16 protein-coding genes and 1 riboswitch are annotated in these 18203 nt (G+C 69.9%); of the genes, 3 read left to right on the forward strand and 13 right to left on the reverse strand.

Annotated elements, in window-relative coordinates; translation table 11 throughout:
* Window positions 1-23: 23 nt before the first annotated feature.
* Complete coding sequence (locus AC5WS8_RS27555; protein WP_496106180.1) at window positions 24-824, reverse strand: CPBP family intramembrane glutamic endopeptidase; 801 nt, start codon at window positions 822-824, stop codon at window positions 24-26.
* A gap of 141 nt (window positions 825-965) precedes the next feature.
* On the reverse strand, window positions 966-2483 hold the full coding sequence (locus AC5WS8_RS27560) for a glutamate-cysteine ligase family protein (protein ID WP_496106181.1): 1518 nt from the start codon (window positions 2481-2483) through the stop codon (window positions 966-968).
* 532 nt (window positions 2484-3015) lie between these two features.
* Between AC5WS8_RS27560 and AC5WS8_RS27565 the strand changes: the two genes are divergently transcribed.
* Together AC5WS8_RS27565 and AC5WS8_RS27570 are read left to right on the forward strand one after the other, a co-directional pair.
* Complete coding sequence (locus AC5WS8_RS27565) at window positions 3016-3603, forward strand: hypothetical protein (RefSeq protein ID WP_496106182.1); 588 nt, start codon at window positions 3016-3018, stop codon at window positions 3601-3603.
* Window positions 3604-4003: 400 nt separating this feature from the next.
* Window positions 4004-4210, forward strand: a complete 207-nt coding sequence (locus AC5WS8_RS27570; RefSeq protein WP_496106183.1) for a DUF5999 family protein — start codon at window positions 4004-4006, stop codon at window positions 4208-4210.
* A 90-nt stretch (window positions 4211-4300) separates the two neighbouring features.
* Here the strand turns inward: AC5WS8_RS27570 and gcvP are convergent, their stop codons facing one another.
* Window positions 4301-7186 (reverse strand): aminomethyl-transferring glycine dehydrogenase, encoded by a 2886-nt coding sequence (gcvP, locus tag AC5WS8_RS27575; RefSeq protein WP_496106184.1) that lies wholly within the window; start codon window positions 7184-7186, stop codon window positions 4301-4303.
* A 177-nt stretch (window positions 7187-7363) separates the two neighbouring features.
* Window positions 7364-7459, reverse strand: a riboswitch (glycine riboswitch).
* A 128-nt stretch (window positions 7460-7587) separates the two neighbouring features.
* Here gcvP and AC5WS8_RS27580 point away from each other — a divergent pair.
* Window positions 7588-7956: a PRC-barrel domain-containing protein gene (locus AC5WS8_RS27580; RefSeq protein ID WP_496106185.1), complete on the forward strand. Its 369-nt coding sequence runs from the start codon at window positions 7588-7590 to the stop codon at window positions 7954-7956.
* A 29-nt stretch (window positions 7957-7985) separates the two neighbouring features.
* Here the strand turns inward: AC5WS8_RS27580 and AC5WS8_RS27585 are convergent, their stop codons facing one another.
* The 10 genes from AC5WS8_RS27585 to clsA form a co-directional block, all read right to left on the reverse strand.
* Window positions 7986-9380: a DNA polymerase IV gene (locus AC5WS8_RS27585; protein ID WP_496106186.1), complete on the reverse strand. Its 1395-nt coding sequence runs from the start codon at window positions 9378-9380 to the stop codon at window positions 7986-7988.
* A gap of 72 nt (window positions 9381-9452) precedes the next feature.
* Window positions 9453-10088 (reverse strand): MerR family transcriptional regulator, encoded by a 636-nt coding sequence (locus AC5WS8_RS27590; RefSeq protein WP_496106187.1) that lies wholly within the window; start codon window positions 10086-10088, stop codon window positions 9453-9455.
* A 315-nt stretch (window positions 10089-10403) separates the two neighbouring features.
* Window positions 10404-10877 carry a bifunctional nuclease family protein gene (locus AC5WS8_RS27595; RefSeq protein WP_004002801.1) on the reverse strand — a complete coding sequence of 158 codons (474 nt, stop codon included), beginning with the start codon at window positions 10875-10877 and terminating at the stop codon, window positions 10404-10406.
* Window positions 10878-10960: 83 nt separating this feature from the next.
* Complete coding sequence (ftsR, locus tag AC5WS8_RS27600; protein WP_496106188.1) at window positions 10961-11716, reverse strand: transcriptional regulator FtsR; 756 nt, start codon at window positions 11714-11716, stop codon at window positions 10961-10963.
* A 17-nt stretch (window positions 11717-11733) separates the two neighbouring features.
* A complete protein-coding gene (locus tag AC5WS8_RS27605; RefSeq protein ID WP_496106189.1) occupies window positions 11734-12606 on the reverse strand; it encodes a zinc-ribbon and FHA domain-containing protein in 873 nt (290 codons plus the stop codon).
* 61 nt (window positions 12607-12667) lie between these two features.
* Complete coding sequence (locus AC5WS8_RS27610; protein ID WP_496106190.1) at window positions 12668-13519, reverse strand: DUF881 domain-containing protein; 852 nt, start codon at window positions 13517-13519, stop codon at window positions 12668-12670.
* A 5-nt stretch (window positions 13520-13524) separates the two neighbouring features.
* Window positions 13525-13857: a small basic family protein gene (locus AC5WS8_RS27615; protein ID WP_019708255.1), complete on the reverse strand. Its 333-nt coding sequence runs from the start codon at window positions 13855-13857 to the stop codon at window positions 13525-13527.
* A complete protein-coding gene (locus AC5WS8_RS27620) occupies window positions 13854-14690 on the reverse strand; it encodes a DUF881 domain-containing protein (protein ID WP_496106199.1) in 837 nt (278 codons plus the stop codon). Before AC5WS8_RS27620 ends, AC5WS8_RS27615 begins: the two co-directional genes overlap by 4 nt.
* 164 nt (window positions 14691-14854) lie before the next feature.
* Entirely contained in the window at window positions 14855-17350 is a 2496-nt protein-coding gene (locus AC5WS8_RS27625) for a sugar phosphate nucleotidyltransferase (RefSeq protein WP_496106191.1), read from the reverse strand.
* A 105-nt stretch (window positions 17351-17455) separates the two neighbouring features.
* The gene (gene clsA / locus AC5WS8_RS27630) at window positions 17456-18073 is read right to left on the reverse strand and encodes a cardiolipin synthase ClsA (protein ID WP_496106192.1); all 618 of its coding nucleotides are present in this window, start codon (window positions 18071-18073) and stop codon (window positions 17456-17458) included.
* Window positions 18074-18203: the final 130 nt, after the last annotated feature.

The following is an 18203-nucleotide window of genomic DNA, read 5'->3' on the forward strand; positions in this document are numbered from 1 at the left end:
TTCGTACACCCCTGCCCGCCCATTCACGCCGTCGGAAGCCATCCCACCTTGCCCGCCAGCAGCGCGTAGCCGACGAACGCCCCGATGTCGAGCAGTGAGTGGGCCACCACCAGGGGGCCGACCCTCCCCCAGCGCCGGTACAGGTGGACGAAGACCACGCCCATGACCATGTTGCCCAGAAATCCGCCGATTCCCTGGTAGAGGTGGTAGGAGCCGCGCAGTACCGAGCTCGCCACCAGGGTGGTGCCGGGGGTCCAGCCCAGCTGACCCAGCCGGCGCAGCAGATAGCCCACGACGATGACCTCCTCCAGGACGGCGTTCTGGAGCGCCGAGAGGATCAGGACGGGGAACTTCCACCACACGTTCGGCAGCGCCTCCGGCACCACCGTGAGGTTGGCGCCCAGCCCCCGGGCGGCCAGGTAGAAGGCGATGCCCGTGGAGCCGATCACCGCGGCGATCGCCGCGCCGCGCCCGAGGTCGGGCCACGGCCTCCTCCGGTCGAAGCCGAGCGTGCGCAGCGACGCGCCCTCCCGCAGCAGGAAGTGCGCCACCAGCGCGACCGGGACCAGCGCGGTGGCGATTCCGAAGAGCTGCCAGGCGAGGTCGAGCCACGGGCGGCCGGGCGCGGCAGAGGCGTTCATGGTGGCCGCCTGGTGCTTGAGCCCGCCCGGTCTGGTGACCGACCCGACAAAGCTGATCAGCGCGGAGACCCCGCTCGCACCGAGCGAGAGCCCCAGCACCAGCAGCGTCTCGGCACGGAACATCCGTCGCGTCGGCCGTTCCGCCGTATAGGAATCGGCCACCGACCCTGCCTCCACCCGCACTGCGCCTCCAGTTGAGCGATCCACCTCGTCCCCATCTTCTGCCATACGGCTGTCTCTGGGCACGGGCTCAACAGGGGGACCCGGTCGAAGGAGGCGGACGTGGCGACCGTGCGGCCGGTCACCACGACCACAACGGGCTCCTCAGCTCACACCCGCCGGTTCCGGTAACCCGACCGGCCAGGTGTGGACCGGCTCTCCGGCGTGCATCAGCTCCCGGTACCGCACGGTCGTCGCGGCCAGCGCGGCGTCCCGGTCGAGCCCCCGCTCCAGGGCCCGGTGGAACATGGCGGCCTGCCAGCTCGCGCCGTTGACCCGCCGCCGGCAGCGCTCCTCGATCACTCCCAGGTAGAAGTCCCGGTCGGCGGGTTCCACTCCCCACGCGGCCAGCCCCGCCTCGGCGAGCGGCAGCAGTTCCTCACGCACCAGGTCGACGGCGGCCACCTCGGTGATCCCGCCGTAACGACCGCGCTTCGGCCACTGCAGGCGTGCCTCGATGCCGTACCGGCAGGCCGCGTCGAAGTTGGCGGCGGCGACCTCGAACGGCAGCCTGGTCCACACCGGCCGCGCCTCCTCGGCGAGGGCGCGGACCACACCGTAGTAGAAGGCCGCGTTGGCGATCACATCGGTGACGGTGGGACCCGCGGGCAGCACCCGGTTCTCCACCCGCAGGTGCGGGACGCCGTCCGCGACGCCGTAGACGGGTCGGTTCCAGCGGTAGATGGTGCCGTTGTGCAGGACCAGTTCGGAGAGCTTCGGGACGCCTCCCTCGTCCAGCACGCGCAGGGGTTCCTCTTCGTCGCAGATCGGCAGCAGTGCCGGGAAGTAGCGCAGGTTCTCCTCGAAAAGGTCCTGCGCCGAGGTGATCCAGCGCTCCCCGAACCAGGTGCGCGGCCGGACACCCTGCGTCTGGAGTTCCGGCGGCCGGGTGTCGGTGGACTGCTGGAACAGCGGCGGCCGGGACTCACGCCACAGCTCGCGTCCGAACAGGAACGGGGAGTTGGCGCCGAGGGCGACCTGCGCCGCCGTGACCGCCTGGGCCGCGTTCCACAGGTCGGCGAAGCGGTTCGGGGTGACCTGGAGGTGCAGTTGGACGGAGGTGCAGGCGGCCTCGGGCGTGATGGACCGGGCGCTGCACTCCAGCCGTTCGACGCCCTCGATGTGGAGCCGGAAGTCCTCGCCGCGCGCGGCCACGATCTGGTCGTTGAGCAGGGTGTAGCGATCGACCGCGGACAGGTTGGACGAGACCAGGTCGTCGCGGTCCAAGGTCGGCAGAATGCCGATCATCAGGATCGAGGCGTCCAGCTCGTTGGCTTTCCGGTCGGCATAGGCGAGCGAGATCCGCAGCTCCTCGGCGAGCCGGTCGAAAACCCGGTCGCCCAACCTGTGTGGAGCTATGTTGACTTCCAGGTTGAACATGGCGAGTTCTGTTTGGAAATCCCGACTGGCAATCCTTTCCAGAACCTGCGCGTTCATCATTCTCGGAGTCCCGTCGTGTCCGACGAGATTCAACTCGATCTCCAGGCCCATCAGGTTCTTGGGGCGATCGAACCGCTTCTCCTCCAGCAGTCGCGCGAGTCCCAGGAGGCACTGCCTGAGCTTGTCGCGGTAGTGCTGGCGATCGGACAGGTCGAACGGCCCTGCGACGACCTTCTCTCCCATCGAAGCGTCCCTCCTGAGATGGGCAGGCCGACGTTACGGCCGCTGGTGTCCCGGGTCACGGGGGATAATGCCCAGGCAACGCGATCGATAACGTCCCGGATGCGACCGTCACCCGCTACGCTGTCGCCGGGCACATTCACGAGGCATGGAGCAGGGCGCAGTTTCACTGCGCAACCGTCTCGTGAAAAACACCGACGGGAATCGGCCGACCGCTACGGACAAGTATTCCGAGGTCGCCGCCCTGACGCCTGCACGGGCCCAGGAAGAACTCCGCCCGCCGCCGACCGGAAATCACCTTGCCGACATAAGTGCGCCGCTCCGATGAAACAGTGCATGAACACGCGTCGTATAAACTTTGCGCACGGGGCAGGGAGTTGGCGCTCACGGTTCTGGGCCCTGTCGTCAAGCGCCGCCATTCGTCCGGGCTCGGTTACCCCCTTTCCGCCCTCTGACCCCGAGAGCTGACAGCGCCGTCCGCCCGCCCACCACGCCCTCGCGCCCCCTGTGCCTGTCGAATGAGAGGCGACCCACCATGCAGTTGCATGTCCCTCCGGCTCCCGCGCCCGCTCTCCGCTCCGTCCTCACGGCACTCGGTTCCCCCACCGCGGTCCGGGAGGCTCCCACCCCCTCCCTGCGCACGGCCCAGGGACCCGCGACCCCCGAACTTCCGCTGCCCGTCCATGTCCTGGACCGGATCACCCCGGCCGGCACAGCGGCCACCCGGCTCGCCGGGTGGCGATTCCTCATCCGCTCCGGGGGCCGCGCCGTGGCCGCCGCCGAAACCATGCTGACGCCCGACGGCTGGGCCTTCTCGCACTTCTTCGAGGGCCCCTACGTCGCCGCCACCGAGCGCGCCGTGCTCCAGGCGGAGACCTCGCTGACCGAGCCCTGCCAGGCCCGGCTGCTGTCAGTGCCGGAGCTGTACATGCTCACCCTGTGGCTGCACGGCGACTGCGCCGCCGACGGGACGTCGGGCCACCCGGCCGCGAACGACCTGCTGGTGCCGCTCGCCCCCGCGCCGCCCGGCATCGCGGCACACCGCCCGCACCGAGTCGCCGACCTCCTGCCGGTACTGACCCACCGGATCACCCGCACCCCGCTGCTCGGCCAGCCCGCATAGGTTCCACGTCCCCACTCACCGTGCCCCGCCGCCGGAGACGGCCGCGGGGCACGTCACATGTTCGTGTCGTCGAACACATCCCGCCACCGCCGCTCGTTCGTGTCCGACCCCGCTCGCACGAGGAAGGTCGTGCACTTCCACCCGCGCGGACTAGCCCCTTCCGGCCACCGTGAACCCCCCGAAAGGACCGTGCGGTTGTGCTGAACCGTCCGGGCGGGGAATGCGTCATGAACCTGTGAGAAGCGGTGCTGCGAAATCCCTGCGGATCGACGCCCGTGGGGCAACACTGGGTTCCTGACCGACGTACCACCGACGGGGGGCGGCCATGAGCGAGACGAGCCGCAGGGCAGACACGACAGCCAATCCACACATACCGACAGAGCGAAAGATCCCCACCATCATGTGCCAGCACCAGCCACCGTGCCCGACCGCCGAATCCGCCGACCGGGAGTCCGCCCGACTCGTGGCGCACCACCCGGAGCAGGGATGGAGCCTGCTGTGCAACGGCGTGCTCCTGTTCGAGGACACCGGTGAGCTCCTGCCGGACGGCCAGATCATCGCTCCGCACCGCCCGCTGGGCATCGACCGGGTGATGACGGCCGCCTGAGCGCACACCAGGGCATCGGCTGCCCTGACACACGAGGGGCCGGCCGGAGACACACGCTCCGCACCGGCCCCGACGCATGCCCGAGGGCGATCAGTCCTCGTAGGCGTCCAGCGGCGGGCAGGAGCAGACCAGGTTCCGGTCGCCGAAGGCCTGGTCGATGCGGCGCACCGGCGGCCAGTACTTGTCCGCGGCCGACACCCCCGCCGGGAAGACGGCCTCCTCACGCGTGTAGGCGTGCTTCCACTGGCCGCCCAGCGCCGCGGCGGTGTGCGGCGCGTTGCTCAGCGGGTTGTCGCCCGCCGGCCACTCGCCCGAGCCGACCTTCTCGACCTCCGCGCGGATGGCGATCATCGCGTCGCAGAACCGGTCCAGTTCGACCAGGTCCTCCGACTCGGTGGGCTCGATCATCAGCGTGCCGGCCACCGGGAAGGACATCGTCGGCGCGTGGAAGCCGTAGTCGATCAGCCGCTTGGCCACGTCGTCCACCGTCACACCGGTGGCCTTGGTCAGCGGTCGCAGGTCGATGATGCACTCGTGCGCGACCAGGCCGCCGGGGCCGGTGTACAGGACCGGGTAGTGGGGCTCCAGACGCTTGGCGATGTAGTTGGCTGACAGCACGGCCACCTGCGTGGCGCGCTTGAGGCCCTCGCCGCCCATGAGCCGGACGTACGCCCACGAGATCGGTAGGATGCCCGCGGAGCCCCAGGGCGCGGCCGAGATCGGGCCCACGCCCGTCTCCGGGCCGGCCGCTGGCTGCAGCGGGTGGTTCGGCAGGTGGGGCGCCAGGTGCTCGCGGACCGCCACCGGGCCGACGCCCGGACCGCCGCCGCCGTGCGGGATGCAGAACGTCTTGTGCAGGTTCAGGTGCGAGACGTCGCCGCCGAAGTGGCCCGGCTTGGCGAGCCCGACCAGCGCGTTCAGGTTGGCGCCGTCGACGTAGACCTGGCCGCCGGCCTCGTGCACCGCCGCGCAGATGTCGGCCACGTGCTCCTCGAACACGCCGTGCGTGGACGGGTACGTGATCATCAGCACCGACAGCTCGTCGCGGTACTGCTCGATCTTGGCCCGCAGGTCCTCGACGTCGATCTCGCCGTCCTCGGCGGTCTTCACGACGACGACCTTCATCCCCGCCATGACGGCGCTGGCGGCGTTGGTGCCGTGCGCGGAGGAGGGGATGAGGCAGACGGTCCGCTGGTCGTCGCCGTTGGCGCGGTGGTAGCCGCGCACGGCCAGCAGACCGGCCAGCTCGCCCTGGGAGCCGGCGTTGGGCTGGAGGGAGACCTTGTCGTAACCGGTGGCCTCGGCGAGACGTTCCTCCAGCTCGCGGATGAGCGTGAGGTAGCCCTGGGCCTGCTCGGCGGGCGCGAAGGGGTGCAGCTGACCGAACTCCGGCCAGGTCACCGGCTCCATCTCGGTGGTCGCGTTGAGCTTCATGGTGCAGGAGCCCAGCGGGATCATGCCGCGGTCGAGCGCGTAGTCGCGGTCGGCCAGCCTGCGCAGGTAGCGCAGCATCGCGGTCTCGGAGCGGTGCTGGTGGAAGACCGGGTGGGTGAGGTAGTCGTCGGTGCGCAGCAGGTGCTGCGGGAGCGCCTCCTCGGCGGTCGCGTCCAGCGCGTCGATGTCGCCCCCGACGCCGAAGGCGTTCCACACCGCGCGCAGCTGGGCCCGGCCGGTGGTCTCGTCGCAGGCGGCCGAGACGTGGTCGGCGTCGACGAGGCGCAGGTTGACGCCCTGGTCCCGGGCGGCGGCGACGATGTCCGCGGCCCGCCCCGGGACACGGACGGTGACGGTGTCGAAGTAGGCGCCGTGGACGACCTCGACCCCGCCGGCCGTCAGGCCCGCTGCGAGGACCGCGGCGTACCGGTGGGTGCGCCGGGCGATGTTCCGCAGGCCCTCGGGCCCGTGGTAGACGGCGTACATCCCGGCCATCACGGCGAGCAGCACCTGAGCGGTGCAGATGTTGCTGGTCGCCTTCTCGCGGCGGATGTGCTGCTCGCGCGTCTGCAGGGCGAGCCGGTACGCCTTGTGGCCGTCGGCGTCCACGGAGACTCCCACGAGCCGGCCGGGCAGGCTGCGGGCGAACTTCTCGTGGACCGCCATGTAACCCGCGTGCGGGCCGCCGAAGCCCATCGGGACGCCGAAGCGCTGCGTGGTGCCCACGGCGATGTCGGCGCCCAGCTCACCGGGAGACGTCAGCAGCGTGAGCGCGAGCAGATCGGCGGCGACGGTGACCAGGGCGCCCAGCCGGTGGGCCCGGTCGATGAGGGGCTTGATGTCGCGTACGGCACCCGAGGCGCCCGGGTACTGGATCAGTACGCCGTTGATCTCCCGCTCGGCGACCTCGGCGGGGATGCCGTCGCTGAGGTCGGCGACGACGACCTCGACACCGGTGGGCTCGGCTCGGGTCCGGATCACGGCGATGGTCTGGGGCAGCGCGTCCGCGTCGACCAGGAACAGGCCCCTCTTGTTCTTGCCCATGCGCCGGGACAGCGCCATGGCCTCGGCGGCGGCGGTGCCCTCGTCGAGCAGGGACGCGCCCGAGGTCGGCAGGCCCGTGAGGTCGGCGACCATGGTCTGGAAGTTGAGCAGCGCCTCGAGCCGGCCCTGGGAGATCTCCGGCTGGTACGGCGTGTAGGCGGTGTACCAGGCCGGGTTCTCCATGACGTTGCGCAGGATGACCGGTGGCGTGAAGGTGCCGTGGTACCCGAGACCGATCATGGAGTCCAGGACCTTGTTGCGGCCGGCGAGGGAGCGCAGCTCGGCCAGCACCTCGGCCTCGGTGCGCGCACCCGGCAGGTCCAGGGCATCGGCGTTCTTGATCACATCGGGCACCGCGGCGGCGGTGAGCTCGTCGAGCGAGCCGTAGCCGACCTGCGCGAGCATCTTGGCCCGCGCCTCCTGATCGGGGCCGATGTGGCGGTACTCGAACGGAGTGCCCTGTTCGAGCTCGGAGAGCGGAATGCGCTGGGCGGTCATTGCGGAGGCCTCCTGGTCTGACGCGACCTTCGAGGGGCACCACGGCGCGGGTACCCCGACGGCCTCCCCCTCTGTCATCTCGACCTGAGAGCTTCACCGGTCCGCCCGAAGGCGGGCCGGCTTTCACCGTCGGTGAGAGCGGAAGCCGTCGACACCCGCTCTGCTTTCCAGAGTGACCTCGTCCGTGCGGTACCTGGGCCTGAGAGATTCCGGGGAGGATTTGCTCCTTCGGCGCCTCCGGATCACTCCGGAGGACTCTCCCGCACGGGGTCAACGGCCGCTTGCCAGACTACCAGCGAGGACGAGTCGACAGCCGGTGCGGGAAGACCCTCAAGTGGCCGCCTCCCTGAATCTGCTCTTTCGTAGTGCTTACGGATGCGTTGCGACCAATTGGAGGGACCGTGCAGACCGACATCGATCCGCGGAATCTGATCGGCCGCAAGGCGTTCGACCGCAACGGCCACAAGATCGGCACGATCGACGAGGTGTACCTCGACGACGCGACGGGTGTACCGGAGTGGGCGGCCATACGAACGGGCTTGTTCGGCAGGGACGCGTTCGTCCCCCTGGAGCCCAGCGAGCTGGTCGAGGGTTCACTGTACGTCCCCTTCGAACGCTCCCTGATCAAGGAGGCCCCCGACTTCGGCGTCGGCCGCCACCTGTCCCCCGAACAGGAGCTGCAGCTCTACCACCACTACGGCCTGGACGTGTCCGCACCACCGCCCCCGGACCGCGACTTCGGCCATCTGGCGGGGTCGGACGAGACGTGACGGCCCCGCGGGCAGATGTCCGTGCCCGCTCAACGGTGTCGGGCACCGGTGTCTGCGGGGCCGGGTGCCCCGGCGGTACCGGGGACCTCGGGGACGAGCGGCAGCGGGTCGGCCGGCTCCAGCTGAGGGTCGTCGACGCTGAACGTGCGGACCCGGCCCGGCTCCGACTGCGGTGTCTCGAACCGTACGGTCACCCTGCCCAGCCCACTGCCCTGGACCCACCCCGGCCCGTACTCGGCGTGACGGACGTCATGCCCCGCGAGCCAGACCCGCTCGGGTGACGATGCCGGCTCTTCGGCGAGGGGGTCCGCCGCGTCCGGCCGCTCCTCCGCCGCGGGCTCCCCCGCCGCCAGGTGGGCCTGCGCGAACAGGTCCTCCTGTGTGTAGTCGGCGAGTCCGCCGACCCCCACCCCCAGCAGCCGCACCCCGCCGGTGGTGTCCACGGAGTCGAGCAGCCGCGCCGCCGCCTCCCGCACCACCGCGGGATCGTCCGTGGGCCCCCGCAGGGTCTCGGACCGGGTCAGGGTGGAGAAGTCGTACCGCCGCACCTTCAGCACGATGGTCCGTCCCGACAACCCGGCGTCCCGCAGTCTGCGCACACACCGGTCCGCCAGCCGCTGCACCTCCAGACCGATCCGCAGCCGGTCGTGGATGTCGACGTCGTACGTGTCCTCGACGGACACCGACTTGGCCTCCCGCTCGGCCACCACCGGCCGCTCGTCGTGCGCCAGCGCCATCGCGTACAGCGCCTGCCCGTGCGCCTTGCCCAACATCCGTACGAGCTCGTCCTCGCCCGCCTCGGCGATCTCGTCGATCGTGGTGATCCCGGCACGCCGCAGGTGGTCACCGGTCGCCGGGCCCACTCCCGGCAGCGTGCGCACCGGCATCGGCCCCAGCAGCGCGCGCTCGGTACCCGGCCGTATCAGCACCAGGCCGTCCGGCTTGGCCTGCTCCGAGGCGATCTTGGCGAGCATCTTCGACGCGGCGAGCCCCACGGATCCGGTCAGCCCGGTGACGTCCCTGATGTCCACGCGCAGCTTCGCGCCCACCAGCCGCGCCGACTCCTCGTCCCGGGCCGCTCCCCCGGCCTCCAGGTCCACGAACGCCTCGTCCAGGCTCAGCGGTTCCACCAGCGGCGACAGGCCCCGCAGCAAGGTCATGACCTGCTCGCTGACCCTGCGGTAGAGCCCGAAGCGGGGCACCAGATACGCGGCGTTGGGCGCGAGCCGGCGTGCCTGGGCCATGGGCATCGCCGAGTGCACCCCGAAGACCCGCGCCTCGTACGACGCGGTGGCCACCACTCCGCGCGGCCCCAGCCCGCCCACGATGACGGCCTTCCCGCGCAGGCTCGGCTTGGCCGCCTGCTCCACCGAGGCGTAGAAGGCATCCATGTCGAGGTGCAGGATGGTCGGCGCGGTTCTCACATCTCCGATGCTGCCCCACGCCACTGACAATGCGGGCCTGGTGACAGTGCGGCCCCGCAGCGGCCCGGGAGCTCAGACGGCCCGGTTGCGCCGCCGCGCCAGCTCGTCCGCCGGATTGGGGCCCACGATGGTCTCGCCCGTGTCGACCCGCTCACCGTGCAACTGGGACAGCGCGTTCTCCACGTCCCGCCACACGACGCCCACTGCGATGCCGAAGATGCCCTGCCCGCCCTGGAGCAGGGCGTGGACCTCGTCGGGGGAGGTGCACTCGTAGACCGTCGCGCCGTCGCTCATCAGCGTCATCCGCTCCAGGTCGCGGAAACCGCGCTCCCTGAGGTGCTGGACGGCGGTACGGATGTTCTGCAGTGACACCCCGGTGTCGAGGAAACGCTTGACGATCTTCAGGACGACGACATCGCGGAAGCTGTACAGCCTCTGAGTCCCCGACCCGTAGGCGGGGCGCACGCTCGGTTCGACCAGACCGGTCCTGGCCCAGTAGTCCAGCTGCCGGTAGGTGATGCCCGCGGCGGCGCACGCCGTGGGTCCGCGATAGCCGATGTGGTCGGAAGCCGCCCCCGCGTCGCCCGGCACGGGCGTCGGCCGCTGCGGGGCGGATTCGGCCGTGTTGCCGTGAAGCCGGTACGGACCGCTCTCCCCCAGACTGCGTCCGGGGGCACCCCCAGCCGTACCGCCGCCGCTGCTTCTCACGCCGACCTCCGTCCTTGACCTGCCTTCTCGACGGTAGGCAGTCACCAGGGGTGCGTCAACGATCGCCACACTCGGCACGCCGAGTGATAATCACCCTAGGAGTGGTTTCCCGCGCCCCCCGCGGGGAAAGGCTAGCCGAATGCCCTGACGAGCCCTCGAGGACAGCGGCCCCGGCTGCCGCCTCCCTGTCGCATCCGGCGGCCGCACACGGCGGCGAGGCCGGTCCTGGCGCCCGGGACACCCGGTGCCGCAGACGCACGGCACAGCGAGACCGCGGGCGCCGCGTCGCCCGCCGGCCCACCCCCGGAGGGACCGTCACTGGCTGCTGGTCCCGAAGTCCTCCGGTGAGATCTGGTCGAGGAACTCGCGGAACTTCTCGACCTCGTCCTCCTGCTCGTCCGGAATGGCGATCCCCGCGTCGTCCAACACACCGTCGCTGCCGTAGATCGGCGTGCCGGTGCGCAGCGCCAGCGCTATGGCGTCGGACGGGCGGGCGCTCACCTCGACGCCGCTGGCGAAGACCAGCTCCGCGTAGAAGACGCCTTCACGCAGATCCGTGATGCGTACTTCCGTGAGCTCCTGCCCGACGGCCTCCAGCACGTCCTTGAACAGGTCGTGGGTCAGAGGTCGTGCGGGGGCCATGCCCTGCTGGGCGAACGCGATCGCCGTCGCCTCCCCGGGGCCGATCCAGATGGGGAGGTAGCGGTCGCCACCCACTTCGCGCAGGAGCACGATCGGTTGGTTGGAGGGCATCTCGACCCGGACACCTACGACATCGAGCTCGTTCACACAGCAACCCTAGGCCGTGCTCGGGATGTTTGGGTAGTCGGGCACAGAACGCCTGGCCGATCCGCCGACGGCGAACGCCCGGATCAGGGCAGCCGCACGCCCAGCGCGGACTGCACCAGCGCCGCGTGCAGCTTCACCGCGAGCCCCGCCAGCTCCTTCGTGCGGGCCTCGGCATGCGCCCTGGTCTGCGGATTGCGGTGGCGTCGCAAGGGGGCCACCACCTGGTCCACCAGGCCGGCCTCGCGGTCCGCGGCGGCCTTCATCGCACGCAGATGGCGCGGCTCGATGCCATGGCGGCCCAGTTCCACCACGAGAGTGGCCACGGTGATCGACTCGGCGTCGTACATGCCGTCCGGCAGGGGCGCGAGCAGCCCATAGGACTCCCACTCCTGAAGCTGCTCGGCACCGATCCCGGCGGCCGTCAGCAGCTCCTCCCGGCCGAGCCGGGCGGGTGGCGGAGCCTCGGGGTCGCCCAGAAGGTCTCCGAGCAGTTCGCCGTCGCCGGTCTCGCCCGGCCGGCCCAGTGACGGCAGTCGCACCTCCTCGCCCCGCTCCAGGGCGTCCAGGTACTCGCGGATCACCTTCAGCGGCAGATAGTGGTCCCGCTGCATTCTCAGCACCTGGCCGAGCCGCTCGACATCACGCGCGCTGAACTTGCGATACCCCGAGGGGGTCCGCTGGGGCTCGATGAGCCCCTCCGACTCCAGGAAGCGGATCTTGGAGATGGTGACTTCGGGGAACTCCTCGCGCAGCACGTTCAGCACCGTGCCGATGCTCATCAGCCGGCCGTCCGCGGCGGCGGTGCCGCTGTCGGCACCGCCGCTCGGTGTGTGAAGCATGGACCCTTCCCCGCGGGTCAGATGCCCCGCTGGCTCGCGTAGAAGACCAGCCTGTACTTGCCGATCTGGACTTCGTCGCCGTTGTGAAGCGCGACCTGGTCGATGCGCTCGCGGTTGACGTAGGTGCCGTTGAGGCTGCCGACGTCGGCGACGGTGAACGTCCCGTCCGCGCCCCGGCGGAACTCGACGTGGCGGCGCGAGACCGTCACGTCGTCCAGGAAGATGTCGCTCTGCGGATGGCGCCCCGCCGTGGTCAGGTCGCTGTCCAGCAGGAAGCGGCTGCCCGAGTTCGGGCCCCGGCGCACCACGAGGAGCGCCGAACCGAACGGCAACGCCTCCACGGCCGCCTGTGCCTCGGGCGACAGCGTCGGCACCGGGGTCTGGCCGGTGGCCTCCGCGTCGTAGGCCTCAAGGCCCGAGATGGAGATCGTGGACGTCGTCTCCGACGCACGCTCCGGGACCGCCCCCGCCCGCAGCGGCGCACCGCAGTTGGAGCAGAAGCGGCTGTTCTCCGCGTTGCGGTGACCGCACCGCGTACACACCAGGGCCGACATGCCCCCGAAACCTATGCCTCCGGACGCGGCAGGGTCAACAGACGGCGCGCCCTGACCTCCGGAAATGTCACCACCCGGACCATTGACCTGATCGCGGAACAGCGGCCGCTGGCCCTCCGCGTCTCCCGGCTGTGCGCGATGACGGGCAGTGGCGTTGTCGCTGCCCTCTCGCGCGCTCTTGCCGAACAATTTCGCAAACAACTTCACGGGCGATTCCCCTTGACCGAAACAGACCCGCCCGTGGGGCAGGACGAACCCTGACTGCATACACCGGCCGACCCGGACATCCTCACAACGTCCGTTTCCACCAGACAGTTTCCACCACGCACCACCCATTCGGTGCGCCGACCCCCCGCAACCTCATGCCCCTGCCGGACGGCCTCCATGCACCCCCGGTTCACTGGGAGGACGACCGAGCGTAGTCAGGCCGCTTCGCCGCTCGCAAGGCGTCCACGACGATCTTCGTCGAACGCTCCACGGTGACCGTGGCCTGCTCCTTCTCCAGGGTCTGCACCACGCCTCCGGGGATGTTGAGCGCCGGCTCCAGGTCCTGCGGTTTGCCGATGACCTTGAAACGATAAGGTGGGGTGATCTTGTTCCCGTCGACGCTGACGTCTTTCCCGGAGTCCGACAGGTAGGTGCCGGCGACGACCCGTACGCCGTTGACCTCTATCGCCTCCGCGCCGGCCGCCCGCAACTCCTGGATCGCGTCGAGCAGCATGTCCGCCTGGACCGCCCCCTTCGCGTCCTGGACCGTCATCGTGATCCCGGGTCCCTCGGCGGCCACCGTGCCCGCAAGGATGCCGAGTTGCTTCTCCTTCTCGGCGGTCTGCCTGCGGGCCTCCTCGGCCCGGTCCGAGCTGTTCTCCAACTCGGCCCGCTGATCCTCGAGCCCCTGCTTCTCGTCCTGAAGACGCTGCGTACGGTCGTCGAGTTCATCGAGGATGCGCACAAGATCCTCTTGGCGCGCGCCGCGCAGGGCGCCGCTGCCGTCGCTGTTGGAGGCGACCTGGACGGCCAGGCCGAAGCCCAGGCCGAACAGGAGCACGGCCACGATGAGTTGGGCCCGCGTGACGCGCGGCGGCCACAGTCCCTGCACCAGGCGCTGACGGCCGGTCAGTCCCGTGGCCTGCTCCTCGTCCGCCGCCGGCGTCTCGGGGGCCGCGGCCGGAACCTCCTCGGGCAGTTCCCTGCGCAGCCGGTGCTCGGGGGCCTGCGGCGCCTCGGTCGTCTCTTTCTCGTCGCTCATCGGCCTCACGCCCGGAACACGTGCCGCCGGATCGCCGCGGCGTTGGAGAAGATGCGGATACCGAGGACGACCACCACACCGGTGGACAGTTGCGCGCCGACGCCCAGCTTGTCGCCCAGGAACACGATCAGCGCCGCCACCACCACGTTGGACAGGAACGACACCACGAAGACCTTGTCGTCGAAGATGCCGTCGAGCATGGCCCGCAGACCACCGAACACGGCGTCGAGCGCTGCCACGACGGCGATCGGAAGGTAGGGTTCGACGACCGCCGGGACCTCGGGCCGGACCAACAGGCCGACCACCACTCCGACGACGAGGCCCAGTACCGCGATCACGATGTGCCCTTCTCTGTGGTTGCTTGTGCTGTTCGTACGATCACACTGGGTGCGGCAGGCAGCCGGAGGTCACCCTCGGTGGACAGGCCGGCACGGATTCCGTAGTTCTCCTGCAGTGCGTGCAGGTAGAGGCCGTCGGGGCTGTTCTGGAACCGCGTGCCGAGTCTCTCCCCGTCCCCCACCGCGAGCACGGTGTAGGGCGGCACCAGCGGCCTGTTGTCCACCAGTATCGCGTCACCCGCGGCCCTGATCGCTGACAGGGCGGTCAGCCGCTGCCCGTTGATCGCGATCGCCTCGGCGCCCGACTCCCACAGTCCGTTGACGACGCGCTGCATGTCCCGGTCCCGGACGCGCCCCATGTCCGAGAACCCCGAGGTCTCGCGCGGGTTGCCGTCACCCCCCGTGGTGGCTTCCTTGGCGTCGTCGACGACCAGCTTCACCCCGGGGCCGTGCACCGCGACCGCGCCCGACAGGAGTCCGAGCAGATCGACCGGGTCGCCGCTCCCGTCCTGCCGCAGGGCCGCGCGCTGCCGTGCGTTCACGTCGTCGCGCAGCTTGTCGACCGTGCCCTCGAGCTTGTCCGCGGCGGCGGTCTCTCGCTGGATCCGGCCGATGAGTTCCTGCCGCTCCTTGGCGACCGTCGGCGCGGCGATCCGCGCCTGCGCGGCGCCCACGGTCACCACCAGGGCGGCGAGCACCAGGCCGGCCGCGAGGCCGAGCTTGGCCCGCACCGTCCGGGGCAGGCCGGCAGTGCCCTCGGACCTCTTCCGCGCGGCGGCCTCCGCGTATCCCTCGTCGAGGCTGTGGTCCATGACGTTGGTGAGCAACGACATGGAGGCGTCCGGGCGCGAGGGGCGCGCCGTTGTGCTCCGAACGGGGGGCGGCTGCGGCATGCCGCACATCGTCGCACGTTGCGCGCGCTACCTCCGAATGGCCCCACCCGTGTGCCGGACAGACCCCCTCGGGGGACCTGTCCGGCACGCGCGCGTGCTGCGTGTTACCGTCCGGCGCTGTCCACGACGGCCGACCACTCGTCCAGCAGGGCCTGCGCGGAGGCGTCGTCGGGGCCTTCGGCCCACAGGTGGGTGACGGCCTCGGCCGGGTCAGGCAGCACCAGCACCCAGCGCCCGTCGGTCTCCACGACCCGTACGCCGTCGGTCGTGTCCACGAACCGGTCCCCGGCAGCCTCCACGACCCGGCGCATCACGAGCCCCTTGACGGCCCACGGAGTCGCGAGATCACGCTTGAGGACGTGCGCCCGCGGAATCCGCGCGTCGATCTGGCTGAGGGTGAGCTGTGTCCGCGCCACCAGTCCGATCAGTCGTACGAACGCGGCGGTGCCGTCGAAGACGCTGCTGAACTCCGGCACGATGAACCCGCCACGGCCGTCGCCGCCGAAGATCGTCGACTCATCGCGGCCCACGCGGGTGAGGTCGTCGGGCGAGGTGGTCGTCCACTCGACCTGCGTCCCGTGGTACGCCGCCACCTGCTCGGCGATCCTCGTCGTCGTCACCGGCAGCGCCACCCGGCCGCTGCGCCGCTCCGCGGCCACGAGGTCGAGCATCACCAGCAGCGCCCGGTCGTCCTCCACGATGCGGCCCTTCTCGTCGACGAGCGACAGCCGCTCACCGACGGGGTCGAACCTGACGCCGAACGCGGCACCCGAGGACGCGACGATCTCGCCGAGCCGCACCAGTCCGGCCCGCCGCGCCTCGGCGGACTCGGTGGGCCGGGACTCGTCCAGCCCCGGGTTGATCGTCAGCGAGTCCACACCGAGCTTGCCGAGGAGGCTCGGGAGCACCAGTCCGGCACTGCCGTTCGAGGCGTCCACGACGACCTTGAGGCCCGACTCGGCGATTCCCGTGGTGTCGACGCTCCGCAGCAGCGAACCGGTGTACGAATCGAAGACGCTGGACGGGAAGTACAGGTCTCCGATCTCACCCGGGAAGGCCCGCCGGTACTCCTGCCGCGCGAACACCCGGTCCAGCTTGCGCTGGCCGGCCTGGGACAGGTCGGCGCCCTGCCCGTCGAAGAACATGATGTCGACGGAGTCCGGCACGCCGGGAGACGTCCGGATCATGATGCCGCCGGCACTGCCTCGCGCGGTCTGCTGCCGGGCGACCGGCAGCGGGACGTTCTCCAGATCGCGTACGTCGATGGCGCTGGCCTGGAGCGCCGAGATGACCGCACGCTTGAGCGCACGCGCACCCCGCGAGTGGTCACGCGCGGTGGTGACCGTCGAACCCTTCTTGAGGGTGGTGGCGTACGCGCCGGCGAGCCGTACGGCAAGCTCCGGCGTGATCTCCACGTTCAGGATGCCGGACACACCGCGGGCACCGAAGAGATGGGCCTGTCCGCGGGACTCCCAGATGACCGAGGTATTGACGAAGGCACCGGCCTCGATGGTCTTGAACGGGTACACCCGTACGTTGCCCTGGACGATCGACTCCTCGCCGATGAGGCACTCGTCGCCGATCACCGCGCCGTCCTCGATCCGGGCCGCGCGCATGATGTCGGTGTTCTTTCCGACCACACAGCCCCGCAGATTGCTGTGCTGACCGACGTAGACGTTGTCGTGGACGACGGCCTTGTGCAGAAACGCCCCGCTCTTCACCACCACGTTCGAGCCGACGACGGTGTGTTCCCGTATTTCGGCACCGGCCTCGACCTTTGCGTAGTCGCCGATGTAGAGCGGCCCCCGCAGCACGGCGTCTGGGTGTACCTCCGCGCCCTCCGCGACCCAGACGCCCGGGGAGATCTCGAAGCCGTCGATCTCGACGTCGACCTTGCCCTCCAGGACGTCGGCCTGCGCCTTCACATAGCTCTCGTGGGTGCCGACGTCCTCCCAGTAGCCCTCGGCGACATAGCCGTAGATCGGCTTGCCCTCCTTCATGAGCTGCGGGAAGACATCGCCGGACCAGTCGACCGGAACGTCGGGTTCGACGTAGTCGAAGACCTCGGGCTCCATGACGTAGATGCCCGTGTTCACGGTGTCGGAGAAGACCTGGCCCCAGGTCGGCTTCTCCAGGAAGCGCTCGACCTTTCCCTCGTCGTCGACGATGGTGATGCCGAATTCCAGCGGGTTGGGTACACGCGTCAAACAGACGGTGACCAGGGCACCTTTTTCCTTGTGGAAATCGATCAGATCGGTGAGGTCGAAGTCGGTCAGGGCATCACCGGAGATCACGAGGAAGGCGTCGTCCTTGAGTGCTTCCTCGGCGTTCTTGACGCTCCCGGCGGTACCGAGTGGCTTCTCCTCGTTGGCATAGGTGAGCTCCATGCCGAGCTCTTCGCCGTCACCGAAGTAGTTCTTGACGAGAGATGCCAGGAACTGCACGGTTACGACGGTCTCGTTGAGCCCATGCCTTTTGAGCAGCCGCAGCACGTGCTCCATGATCGGCCGGTTGGCCACCGGCAGGAGCGGCTTGGGCATGCTCGAGGTCATGGGGCGAAGGCGCGTGCCTTCGCCTCCGGCCATCACGACGGCCTTCATGTCGGAAGCGTCCTCCTCCAAGAGACGACGGTCCAGCCGACTTCACCCGTCTTGATTGTCCCGCAGATTCCCTGGGCGGGCCATCGAGCCGCGTGCGGCCGCCAATCAGCGGGCTGAATCGGCCATGGCGTCCGCCCTGACGAGTCGGCGGACCTGGACCACGTAGAGAACTCCTGCCCACCAATAGAGCGTTGTACCCCATCCGGCGAACGCCCATCCGAAAATAGCAGCGAGTGACGCGATCCATCCAGTTCCGTCACTGAGGAGCAGCAGCGGGAAGGCGTACATCAGGTTGAAGGTGGCGGCCTTCCCGAGGAAGTTCACCTGAGGCGGCGGATAGCCGTGACGTCTGAGGATGCCCACCATCACCAGCAGCATCAGCTCTCGCGCCACGAGCGCAGCTGTCAGCCAAAGAGGCAGAATCCCACGCCAGGTGAGACCGAGCAGGGTAGAGGCGATGTAGAGCCGGTCGGCGGCGGGGTCGAGCAGCCGGCCAAGACTGCTGATCTGGTTCCAGCGCCGGGCGAGCTTGCCGTCGAGGTAGTCACTGACGCCGCTCAGCACCAGCACCAGCAGGGCCCAGCCGTCGCTCTTCGGCCCGCCGAACTCGGGCCTGAGGATCAGCCACAGGAAGACGGGCACGCCGACGAGCCTCGCCATGCTGAGGATGTTCGGGATGGTGAGGACGCGGTCCGTCTGGACACGGGTCTCCTGGACCTCCACCCGGGGGCCTCCTGCGGGAACGAACCAACGATGCTCCCTGACCTTACCGGGCGAGTTCCGGTCGGCGTGCGGAGGGGGTTCGCTTGCAGCCGCGGCTCAGCGAGCTTGGAACGCAGAAAACCCCCGTGCA

Source organism: Streptomyces sp. PTL18 (assembly GCF_059510295.1).